The organism is Blautia massiliensis (ex Durand et al. 2017), from assembly GCF_001487165.1.
Lineage (GTDB): Bacteria > Bacillota > Clostridia > Lachnospirales > Lachnospiraceae > Blautia_A > Blautia_A fusiformis.
This window is the reverse complement of record NZ_LN913006.1, coordinates 2595669-2607147: the sequence shown is the minus strand read 5'-3', so window position 1 is coordinate 2607147 and position 11479 is coordinate 2595669. Positions and strand designations below refer to the sequence as shown.

At 45.8% G+C, this 11479-nt stretch carries 10 protein-coding genes, 1 tRNA gene and 1 riboswitch; of the genes, 8 read left to right on the top strand and 3 right to left on the bottom strand.

The features are described from left to right. The first annotated feature begins 3 nt into the window (after positions 1–3). Positions 4–765 carry a leucine-rich repeat domain-containing protein gene (locus BN3261_RS12955; RefSeq protein ID WP_059086459.1) on the top strand — a complete coding sequence of 254 codons (762 nt, stop codon included), beginning with the start codon at positions 4–6 and terminating at the stop codon, positions 763–765. Positions 766–929: 164 nt separating this feature from the next. Here BN3261_RS12955 and trhA read toward each other — a convergent pair whose 3' ends face one another. Next, complete coding sequence (gene trhA / locus BN3261_RS12950) at positions 930–1595, bottom strand: PAQR family membrane homeostasis protein TrhA (RefSeq protein ID WP_021652575.1); 666 nt, start codon at positions 1593–1595, stop codon at positions 930–932. Positions 1596–1937: 342 nt separating this feature from the next. On the opposite strand from trhA, the gene ppk1 reads away from it, so the two are divergent. Both ppk1 and BN3261_RS12940 read left to right on the top strand, forming a co-directional pair. Continuing rightward, entirely contained in the window at positions 1938–4055 is a 2118-nt protein-coding gene (gene ppk1, locus BN3261_RS12945) for a polyphosphate kinase 1 (RefSeq protein ID WP_227945656.1), read from the top strand. 113 nt (positions 4056–4168) lie between these two features. Beyond that, positions 4169–4717 carry a stage V sporulation T C-terminal domain-containing protein gene (locus BN3261_RS12940; RefSeq protein WP_044962160.1) on the top strand — a complete coding sequence of 183 codons (549 nt, stop codon included), beginning with the start codon at positions 4169–4171 and terminating at the stop codon, positions 4715–4717. Between the two features lie 75 nt (positions 4718–4792). Here BN3261_RS12940 and BN3261_RS12935 read toward each other — a convergent pair whose 3' ends face one another. Next, positions 4793–5356, bottom strand: coding sequence for a M15 family metallopeptidase (locus tag BN3261_RS12935; RefSeq protein ID WP_059086458.1), 564 nt, complete (start codon positions 5354–5356; stop codon positions 4793–4795). Positions 5357–5428: 72 nt separating this feature from the next. Then, positions 5429–6889 (bottom strand): nicotinate phosphoribosyltransferase, encoded by a 1461-nt coding sequence (locus BN3261_RS12930; protein ID WP_015526739.1) that lies wholly within the window; start codon positions 6887–6889, stop codon positions 5429–5431. 275 nt (positions 6890–7164) lie between these two features. Between BN3261_RS12930 and BN3261_RS12925 the strand changes: the two genes are divergently transcribed. The 5 genes from BN3261_RS12925 (at position 7165) to BN3261_RS12900 (ending at position 11439) form a co-directional block, all read left to right on the top strand. Next, positions 7165–7236 (top strand) — tRNA-Gln (locus tag BN3261_RS12925). A 146-nt stretch (positions 7237–7382) separates the two neighbouring features. Then, complete coding sequence (locus tag BN3261_RS12920) at positions 7383–8090, top strand: acyl-[acyl-carrier-protein] thioesterase (RefSeq protein WP_059086457.1); 708 nt, start codon at positions 7383–7385, stop codon at positions 8088–8090. A 64-nt stretch (positions 8091–8154) separates the two neighbouring features. Next, a complete protein-coding gene (locus tag BN3261_RS12915; protein WP_059086456.1) occupies positions 8155–8856 on the top strand; it encodes an L-ribulose-5-phosphate 4-epimerase in 702 nt (233 codons plus the stop codon). 204 nt (positions 8857–9060) lie between these two features. Next, on the top strand, positions 9061–9303 hold the full coding sequence (locus tag BN3261_RS12910; RefSeq protein WP_015526736.1) for a helix-turn-helix domain-containing protein: 243 nt from the start codon (positions 9061–9063) through the stop codon (positions 9301–9303). Positions 9304–9496: 193 nt separating this feature from the next. After that, positions 9497–9667, top strand: a riboswitch (Lysine riboswitch). Positions 9668–9852: 185 nt separating this feature from the next. Next, positions 9853–11439 (top strand): Na+/H+ antiporter NhaC family protein, encoded by a 1587-nt coding sequence (locus BN3261_RS12900; RefSeq protein ID WP_420313732.1) that lies wholly within the window; start codon positions 9853–9855, stop codon positions 11437–11439. Positions 11440–11479: the final 40 nt, after the last annotated feature.

Sequence of the window (11479 nt, the reverse complement as noted above, 5' to 3'; positions counted from 1 at the left end):
GAAATGAGGATAAATAAAAAAATACTTGCAGGGCTTACAGCTGTCAGTATGCTGACCTGCGGGATATGGATGGAAAGTGTTTTTGCGGCGGATACATTCAGTGCGGAGGAGTCAGCAGAAGTTGTATCGGATACTGTAACGGATCCGTCGGCAGAATCCATTACAGGGACTGAAACAGGAGAAGCTCCGGCAATGGACGCAGCAGAAAGTCCCGAAGCAGAACCGGAAAATAAATCTGAGATCTCAGAGACACCAGACATGTCAGAGGAACCGGCAGCACCGGATGATCTGGAGACACAAGATACATCAGAAATACCGGAAGAAACAGAGCTTCCGGAAAATGAAGAAGCGGACATTCCGCAGGAAATGCTCCCGGATGATCAGGAAACTCAGCCGGAAGCAGCATTTGAGGAGAGCGCAGCATCGGAAGATATGGAAACAGAAACCGATCCGGCAGGAGAAAAGAGTGGTTTTTGCGGAGCGGAGGAGAATACCGTATCTTGGAGCCTTGATGAAAACGGAGTTCTCGAGATCGCAGGACAGGGAGCCATGAATGAATGGCAAAATGAGGAAGAAGTCCCCTGGAATGGATACCGCGACCAGATAACAGAGGTTCGGATCGAGGAAGGCGTTACCAGCATCGGAGCTTATGCATTTGCAGACTGCAAAAATCTTGTAAAGCTTGACATTGCGGACAGCGTTCAGACTATAGGTGCATTTGCATATTTTAACTGCAGTGGCCTTTCCACACTGACCATCGGCTGAGATCATCGGGATCACAGGCCGGATCAGGTATAATAAGAAGCCCCGGAACACGAGGCAACTTCAGAGAAGTCATAACTTCAACTTCCTGAGGTCTGCCCGTATTCCGGGGCTTTAAGTTTTGCAGATATTCGAGGAGGCTTTTATCCATCTGACTACAGAGTAACTCAGTGGATTGCCATACCGGCTACGAAGAAATACATTACAACAAAATGGCACACACTTCCCAGCATCACAAAAACATGAAATACTTCGTGGGAACCGAAATTCTTATGCTTCGCATTGAAGATCGGAAGCTTCAGAGCATAGATCACACCGCCGATGGTATAGATGATACCGCCGGCAAGGAGCCATCCGAAGCCTGCGCGGGGCAGATTGTGGAAAATCGGAACAAAAGCAAGTACACACAGCCAGCCCATTCCAATGTAGATCACAGAGGAAAGCCATTTCGGGCAGTTGATCCAGCAGCCCTTGAGGATCATTCCGATGATGGCAACAGTCCATACGAGGGCACAGAGGATATAGCCGATGCGTCCGTGGAGAACGATCAGGCATACAGGAGTGTAGCTGCCGGCAATCATCACAAAGATCATCATGTGATCCATTTTTTTCAGACGGCGGTTCACCTTGGCTGTAGAGTTTACGGAATGGTAAAGTGTGCTTGCCAGGTAAAGAAGGATCATGGTAAGGATAAAAACACTTACTGCAAAAACATGGAGAACGTCTGCGCTTCTGGCCGCCTTCACGATCAGCGGAGTGGCTCCGGCCACGGCAAGAAGCATGCCGATTCCGTGGGTTATGGCACTTCCCGGATCTTTTAATTTAAATTTCATATAAAAACACCTCCTGCAAAAAAACTGCTGTTTATATCATATGGACAACTTCATGATCAGTTCATCAATGATGGATCATAGTGACGTTTCACGATATAGCAATGTAGAAATTGATAAAATAACATGTAGTATTCAAAACTACATATCAAGTATATGAATACTATACCACTATTATTCAAAAATGCAACCCCTAATTTCAAAAAAAATTTTATCAGGATTTTACAAAGTCTTGTTATGGAATAAACATTCGATCAGTATACTTGTATGCAAACCGTGAAGAGAGAGCATTCATGAACCTGCATTCAGGCAAATCTGGATGCCTGCTTGATATGATACGGATAAATACAGACAAAGTCGGCCGAAAAAGAAAAATACATGGCGACGCAGGAGGAAAAAATGGCAGATACAATATACATGAACAGGGAATTATCCTGGCTGAAGTTTAATGAAAGGGTACTTGAGGAGGCTGAGAATCCGGAAAATCCGCTGTGTGAACGCCTCACATTTGCGTCTATCTATCAGAGCAACCTGGATGAATTTTACATGGTACGTGTGGGATCTCTGGTGGATCAGATGCTTCTGGCAAAGGATATCCGTGAAAATAAAACCAATATGACGCCGGAGGAACAGCTGGACGCGATCCTTGCCAGAACAAAAAAGCTGAACCGGAAAAGAGATGTTGTTTATGAAGAGATCATGGAAAATCTGGAACAATACGGCGTACATATGCTGAATTTCCATAAGATCGAAAAAGAGGACCGCAATTATCTGGAACGCTATTTTGAAGCAGAGGTGGCTCCGGTTATTTCTCCATCTATCGTCGGAAAAAGACAGCCGTTTCCATTTCTCCGGAATAAGGAGATCTATGCGGTAGTAGTTCTGGAAACAAAAAAAGGAAAAGAAAAGCTGGGTATCATTCCGTGCAGCAGTACAGGTATCCTGCGACTGATCCCGGTTCCGGGAAAAACCGGCACCTACATGCTGTCTGAAGAACTGATCCTTCACTTTGTTTCAAAAATCTTCAAGGGCTACCACATCAAGGCAAAGTCCCTGCTTCGTATTACCAGAAATGCGGATATTGACGCAGATGCTCTTTATGATGAAGATCTGGATTACCGTGAGTTTATGGTAGAACTGATCAAGGCAAGAAAGAAACTGGCACCGATCCGCCTGGAGCTGTCAAGAGAAATGGACGGAGATGTTGTTGAAACACTTTGCGAGTATCTGGAAGTGGACAAGAATTATGTGTTCCGGGGAGATATACCGCTGGATCTTTCTTTTGTATTCCAGATCCAGGACGGCCTGAGAAAAAGAACAGAGCTTTTTTATGAAAAAAGAATTCCTCAGAAATCTCCTCTGTTTAACAGCCACGAACCGATCCTTGACCAGATCGCGAAAAAGGACCGTTTTCTTTCCTACCCATATGAAAGCATCAAGCCGTTTCTTACAATGCTCCATGAGGCTGCCAATGATGAGGATGTAGTTTCCATTAAGATGACACTTTACCGTGTGGCAAAACAGAGTAAGGTTGTGGAAGCTCTGATCGAAGCAGCAGAAAACGGAAAGGAAGTTTTCGTTCTGGTGGAGCTGAAGGCACGTTTTGATGAGGAGAACAATATCGGATGGTCCCGACTTCTGGAGGATGCAGGCTGTCATGTGATCTACGGTCTGGACGGCTATAAGGTACACTCCAAGCTTTGCCAGATCATGAAGAAAAAAGACGGAAATGTGGAATATTATACACAGATCGGAACAGGAAACTACAATGAAAAAACAGCCCGTCTGTATACAGACCTTTCTCTTATGACTGCGGATCCGAAGATCGGAACGGAAGCGGCCAGAGTGTTCCAGGCACTGGCAATGGGAGAAACTGTTGAAGATATGGAGCATCTTCTTGTGGCACCAAGATGTCTTCAGAACAAAGTGCTTGCCATGATCGATGAGGAGATCGAGCATGCGAAGGCCGGAGAACAGGCATATATCGGTCTGAAAATGAATTCTCTGACAGATAAACGTATTATGAGCAAGCTTGTAGAAGCATCCTGTGCAGGAGTACACATTGATATGGTGATCCGTGGTATCTGCTGTCTGATCCCGGGAGTGAAAGGACAGACAGAAAATATCCACATTATCAGTATTGTAGGACGTTTTCTGGAGCATTCCCGTATTTATATTTTCGGAACACAGGAGAGAGCAAGGATCTATATTTCCTCTGCAGACTTTATGACAAGAAATACTCTTCGTCGTGTAGAAGTTGCGGCGCCTATCGAGGATCCGGATATCCGTATGCAGATCCAGGAAATGTTTGTGACAATGCTCAGTGATAATCGAAAAGCAAGGATCATGAACAATAAGGGAAATTATAAGATCGAACCATCCGATAATGCTCCGCTTAACTCTCAGGAAGTATTTCTGCAGCAGGCATACGACAATGCTGCTCCTGCAGCGACAGATAAATAAGAGATTTTTATGCATATTTCTCCCAGTTTTTCGCATAATAACCATATGAAAAACAAATAGTTAACATAACATTGACGTACAATGAACAGAAAATACAGGAGGAATTCAGGAAGATGAAAGCAACGGGAATTGTTCGCAGGATCGATGATCTGGGCAGGGTTGTGATTCCAAAAGAGATACGAAAGACACTGCGGATCAAGGAAGGAACGCCACTGGAGATTTTTACAGACAGGGAAGGACAGATCATCCTGAAAAAATATTCGCCCATTGGAGAGCTGAATACGTTTGCTGCGGAATATGCAGAAGCGCTGGTACAGACCACCGGACTGACTGCCTGTATTACAGATCGTGATCAGGTCGTGGCGGCATGCGGCAGCGGAAGCCGGGAACTGGAAGGAAAAGAGATCAGTTCTGATCTGGATGCAGTCATTGCCGGCAGGAAAGGCAGAATGGTCAGTCAGGACAGCAGGGAAAATATATCAGTCATTTCCGACGCTATGGATTCATTTTGCCAGAAAATGATACAGCCGATCCTGTGTGCGAGTGACGCCATTGGAGCAGTGATTCTTCTGACTAAAAGTGAAAAAACAGCACTGGGAGACACAGAACGTGCCCTTGTCCGCACAGCAGCCGGTTTTCTTGGCAGACAGATGGAGCAGTAAAAGTGCATCAGATGTACAGAAAAATGTGTGCAGATCAAGATATAAACATCAGATGCAGATGCCAGGAGCAGCAGATCAGGGAGGGTGCGGACACCGGGAAGGAAAGCAGTGGTATTCTTCCAGAGTCAGATTTGTGATAGTGAGCCAGGAAGCCAGAGGTTTGGTCACATAGCGGATGTGCCATGGCTCGTAAGGGATGCCGGTGATCTCCTCTTTGTTTTTTGGGTACCGGAGGATAAAACCATAGAGCGGAGCGTTCTTTTTCAGCCAGCGGCCTTCTCCTGTTGCGGAAAACCTTTCGGAGAGCTCCATATGGATGGAAGGGCAGGATACATCCAGAGCAAGTCCGCTCTGGTGCTCACTTGTTCCTGGCTCTGCAACGAAAGGACTTCCTGTAAAAAGCTCCTTCTGTCGCTGGTAGGAACGATATCCGGAAACTGCCCACAGGTTCAGACCGCATCTGTGACAGGCATGGAAAAGCTGGGAAGCGGCTTTTGCAGCCTGATACTCCAGAAGCCGCTTCGGATCTCCCGGTGCTGCTTCAAATGGAAGTCCGATATCGATAAGATGTTCCGGCACAAAGGCTTCCGGCAGAGGATGCTCCCTGCTGATCAGCCGGGTATAAAATTCTCTGTGCAATAAAAACCCTCCTTTCCTTATCCATAAGCTTATGATAAGAAAGGAGGGTTTATGAATGCTTATTTCTGTTTATCAGAGCTCTTTTTCACTCATTTCTTCCAGGAGAGCCTTCTTCATGTCATAGAGTGACTGGGAGAGATCTACATAAACCTTCTGCGGATTAACGAAACGTCTGGATTCATCCCACAGTGTGTTCTGCTCCTGTTTGCAGTAGTCGCGGAGTTCCATGACAGATGGAGACTTGTAAACGCTCTTACCATCTTTAATTACCGGAACAAGGAGCTCACGGAGTTCGTAGGTTCCGCCAAGAACCTTGGTCTTTTTCCAGGTGTCAACCGGGTCAAAGATCACCATAGTTTCTTCCGGATCGAATTTCTCATCTGCAAGGCAGATCAGATCGGCCTTGATCTTGCCGGTCTTCTTGCTGTAGATACGGTATACAGTCTTGTTGCCCGGGTTGGTAACCTTTTCTGTGTTTTCGGAAAGCTTGATCTTCGGCTGGAAGGCATCGCTGTCAGCGTCCTTTACAGCGGCAAGTTTGTATACGCCGCCGAATGCCGGATTGTTATCGGCTGTGATCAGCTTGGTTCCGACGCCCCAGGAATTGATCTTGGCATCCTGGGCCTTCAGGCTTTCGATAAGATATTCATCAAGATCGCTGGATGCGGAAATGGTAGCATCATCGAAACCGGCAGCAGCCAGCATCTTGTAAGCTTTTTTGGAAAGATATGCAAGATCACCGCTGTCGATACGGATTCCATAATTCTTCAGCTGGATACCTTCCTCACGCATCTCCTCAAATACACGGATCGCATTGGGAACACCGGATTTCAGGACATCGTAGGTGTCAACCAGAAGAGTACAGGAATTCGGGTAAAGTCTCGCATAGGTCTTAAAGGCTGTGTACTCATCCGGGAAACTCATGATCCAGGAATGAGCATGTGTTCCGAGAACCGGAACGTTAAACATCTGGCCGGTCAGTACGTTGGAAGTACCGGCACATCCGCCGATCACTGCAGCTCTGGCACCGAAGATTCCGGCGTCCGGACCCTGGGCACGGCGAAGACCGAATTCCATGATGGGATCGCCCTTGGCTGCGTGGCATACACGTGCTGCCTTAGTGGCAATAAGACTCTGATGGTTCATAATGTTCAGGATGGCCGTCTCTACAAGCTGAGCTTCCATGATCGGTGCGATAACCTTGACCATCGGCTCTCTCGGGAAGATCACGGTTCCCTCCGGAATTGCGTAGATATCACCGGTGAATCTGAAGTTGCTCAAATACTCAAGGAAATCATCCTCAAAGATGCCAAGACTTCTCAGATAGGTAATGTCTTCTTCTGAGAAACGGAGATTTTCGATGTATTCGATCATCTGCTCCAGTCCTGCACAGATGGCAAAACCGCCATCGCACGGATTGTTGCGGTAGAACATGTCAAAGACAACAGTCTGGTTGGTAGGGTTTTTGAAATATCCCTGCATCATGGTAAGCTCATAGAGGTCCGTGAGCAGAGTAAGGTTATTTGCTCGCATAGCGTTCTCCTTTGGATGCCTCCGGATATTGTGACCGGAGGGAAATACACGGTTGTTTCCGCTCTTTTTATTATACGGCTTATTATAACACAAAGGAGTGGATTGTAAAATTTTTTTTACTGCGTAAACCCGCATATAATAAGGAGTTTTAACAGCAGTTTAAGAAATTTTGAAAAAAAATAAAAAAAATTAAAAAAAGGGGTTGCAATTTCAAAAAAGCTGTTATATAATAACATCCGTCGCAAGCGATAAGGCAAGCGAAAAACAAAACACATAGGGCTATCGCCAAACGGTAAGGCAACGGACTCTGACTCCGTCAGTTCAAGGTTCGAATCCTTGTAGCCCTGCTTCTTAAGTACCTCAGTTGCGAGGTACTTTTTTTGTACTCAAAAATAAGAAGATATTCGCAATCCGCTGCGCCCCAAAAAAAACAAGTGCGTTTCTTCCTGCCAAGTGTTACAATAAAGTATAGACAGTATGACAGGAGGCATGAATGAGTTACAGTTTTGAGAGTCGAGTAAGATTCAGTGAGATCGGAGAAGATGGATGTCTGACGTTGCCGGGAATTCTGGATTATTTTCAGGATTGCTGTACCTTTGAATCCGAGCAGACAGGAGTCGGTATGGAAGTATTAAAGGAACAGAAAAGAGCCTGGGTACTTTCTGCATGGCAGGTGATCGTGAAGCGGTATCCGAAGCTTGGTGAAAATATAAAAGTAACAACAATTCCTTATGGATTCCGTGGATTTATCGGAATGCGTAATTTTATTCTTGAGACAATGGATGGTGAGAAGCTGGCATGGGCCAATTCCTACTGGTCCTTTATCAATACAGAAACCGGTCTTCCGGAAAAGCTGACACCGGCAGATACAGATCCCTATGATCTGGGCGAAAAAATAGAGATGGATTATGCACCAAGAAAGATTGCGCTTCCGAAGGAACGGGAAGTGCAGAATGCTTTTTCCGTACAGAAGCATCATCTGGACACCAATCATCATGTGAACAACTGTCAGTATATCCGGATGGCAGCGGATCATCTGCCTGAGGATTTTAAAGTTGGTCAGCTTCGTGTTGAATATAAACGTCAGGCAGTACTGGATAATGTTATCATTCCGGAAGTATATATGACAGAAAATAAAGAAGCTGTAGTTCTCAACGCGGAGGATAAAGAACCTTACGCAGTAGTTGAGTTTACAAAATAAATACAGGCGGTAGAGATTAGTACATCGTTTTTGAAACAACTATACCGTAAAAGGAGGGCGCGCTATGCTTGAAAAATTAAAAGAAGAAGTTTACAGAGCAAATATGGATCTGCCCAAATATGGTCTTGTTACCTTTACATGGGGAAATGTCAGCGGGATCGACAGGGAGCAGGGACTTTTTGTGATTAAGCCAAGTGGTGTGGATTATGACAAGCTGACACCGGAAGACATGGTAGTGGTAGATCTTGATGGAAATAAAGTAGAAGGAAGATACAATCCATCCTCTGATACACCGACACATGCAGTTCTTTACAGAGCGTTTTCGAATATCGGCGGCATCGTACATACCCACTCATCCTGGGCAACAAGCTGGGCGCAGGCAGGCAGATCGATCCCGTGTTATGGAACCACACATGCAGATTACATTTACGGAGAAGTACCATGTGTGCGTAATCTGACCAAAAGAGAGATCGAAGAGGCATATGAGAAGAACACGGGAGTTCTTATTGCTGATTATTTCAAAAACAAAGATTATGAAGCAGTACCGGCTGTGCTGTGCAAGAACCACGGACCTTTTACCTGGGGTAAGGATGCTCATGAGGCAGTTCATAACGCAGTTGTTCTTGAGGAGGTTGCCAAGATGGCATCTCGCTGCGAGCTGATCAATCCGGATGTAAAACCGGCACCGCAGGAGCTTCAGGATAAGCATTACTACAGAAAACATGGTGCAAATGCATATTATGGTCAGGTAGGACAGGAAGACTGATCAGAAGAAAAAACAGTTTGACCCGATGGTGGATCGTCAATATCCGCCTGAGTGGAAATGCCGCGGAACAGTACCGCGGCATTTTTTGTCGAAAAATGCAGAAAATGTCAGATTTGCTGACCTTTAACACAGGTGCCGCCGAAATATATGCTAATGTCAAGAAAAATGCAGAACATTAACACATTTATTAAAATAGGTGGCAGGATGAAAATATACACTTATCAGGGAAAAAAGAACGTTTCCGGAGAAAAAATACGCCAGATGAGGAATATGAAACGGATGTCGCAATCTGCGCTGGCAGCAAAAATGCAAGTAGAAGGAGTGATGCTGGAGCGTGACAGTATCAGCCGGATCGAAGGAGGAGAACGTTTTGTGGCAGATTATGAACTGCGGGTGTTTGCAAAGGTGCTGGGAGTGGATGTGAAGTGGCTGCTGAATGAGCAGTAAATAAGGCAATATTGGATTACAGTTCGCTGGTAATATTCTGCGAAGCGTGTTACTGAAAACGGAGTGAAAAGTAACAATATTGGTCTGAATGGCAGGAATCTGTGTAAACTACTTGATATTTATGTCGGAAACTGCTACAGTATAAAGAAAAAAAGATGGCCGGGAAGTCCTGCGGAGGGCAAACGGTCACGGATAAGAAGATAGAGGCGCGGATTTTATCAGTATTTATGGATGCAAGGCCCTGGCAGGCTGTTCATAAAGAAAGGAAAATTTGCCGAAGTGCTCTGGAAGGCCAGATGACAGGGTGCTGGGATAACGCAGAATATGCGTTGTACTGTCACGGATGTGGAGCGCTATCGGTAGCACTTCGGGAGATCTGCATTTAATATGCTGAATGGAGATTTTCTGACGGGCTATTAGTTAAATAAGGATTATTTAACCGGAGGTGTTCTTAAGAAGAGACAGCCTCCGTTTTTTTGTCCCCGAAAAGGGAGGAGAAAAATGAGTAAAAAAGCAGGAACAGCATTGTCTGTTATGGCAATGGTATTCATGGGCGCACTGGCAAGTCCCCTGACTGTGCTGGCTGCGGATGCGGAGGAGACTTACCAGCCTGCTCTGTATGCAACGATCTGGGCACTGCTTCCACCTCTTGTTGCGATCGTCCTTGCACTGATCACAAAAGAAGTATACAGTTCTCTGTTTGTGGGAATTGTAGTAGGAGCACTGATCTATTCCGGATTTAAATTTGAAGGAACGGTAACACAGATTTTTGAGGGAGGAATCATCAAGGTTCTTTCTGACAGCTATAACGTAGGTATCCTGATCTTCCTGGTAATCCTGGGATCTGTGGTATGTATGATGAACAAGGCCGGCGGCTCCGCCGCATTCGGACGATGGGCCAGCAAAAAGATCCACACACGTGTGGGTGCAGAGCTTGCAGCGATCATCCTTGGAATCCTGATCTTCATTGACGATTATTTTAACTGCCTGACAGTAGGAAGCGTTATGCGTCCGGTAACTGACAGACATCACGTATCCAGAGCGAAATTTGCATACCTGATCGATGCAACAGCTGCTCCGGTATGTATCATCGCACCGATCTCATCCTGGGCAGCAGCAGTCAGCGGATTCGTAAAGGGACAGGATGGACTTGCGATTTTTGTAAGAACCATCCCGTATAACTTTTACGCGATCCTTACGATTGTAATGATGGTTGGCATGGTACTGATGAAAACCGAGTTTGGTGCCATGAGAACACATGAGATCAATGCTCTGAACGGAGATCTTTATACAACATCTGCAAGACCGTATGAGAATGCAACGGATGATGAGACACCGAATCCGAGAGGAAAGGTGATCGATCTTGTGATTCCGATCGTTGTGCTTGTTATCTGCTGTGTCATCAGTATGATCTACACAGGAGGATTTTTCAGCGGAACAGATTTTGTTACCGCATTTTCACAGAGTGATGCCTCTACAGGCCTTGCAATGGGAAGTGCTTTTGGTCTGGTGTTTGCCATTATTTTCTATATGATCCGCCGTGTGGTCAATTTCAGAGACTGTATGGGATGCATCCCGGAAGGCTTCAAGGCTATGGTACCGGCGATCATGATCCTGACCTTTGCATGGACACTGAAGGCTATGACAGACTCACTTGGTGCAGCGGTATTCGTAGAAGAAGCAATGCGTTCTGTTGCCGGTGGTATTGAAGTTATCCTTCCGGCCATTATTTTCCTGGTTGGATGTGGACTTGCATTTGCTACAGGTACTTCCTGGGGAACCTTTGGTATCCTGATCCCGATCGTTGTTGCGGTATTTGAGAAATCCAGTCCTGAGATGATGATCATTTCCATGTCCGCCTGCATGGCAGGTGCAGTTTGCGGAGACCACTGCTCACCGATCTCCGATACAACGATCATGGCTTCCGCAGGAGCACAGTGTGATCATGTGACTCACGTTTCCACACAGCTTCCGTATGCGCTCCTGGCTGCGGCAGTATCTTTTGTAACTTATATTGTTGCAGGCTTTGTAAAAACAGCATGGATCGCTCTTCCGGTGGGAATCGTGCTGATGCTGATCGTACTTTTTGTCATTAAAATGATGAACCCGATGCCGGTTGAGAAACCAACAGAATAACAGACTGACCCAATGTGGGGACAGATTCCCCCATGAATGG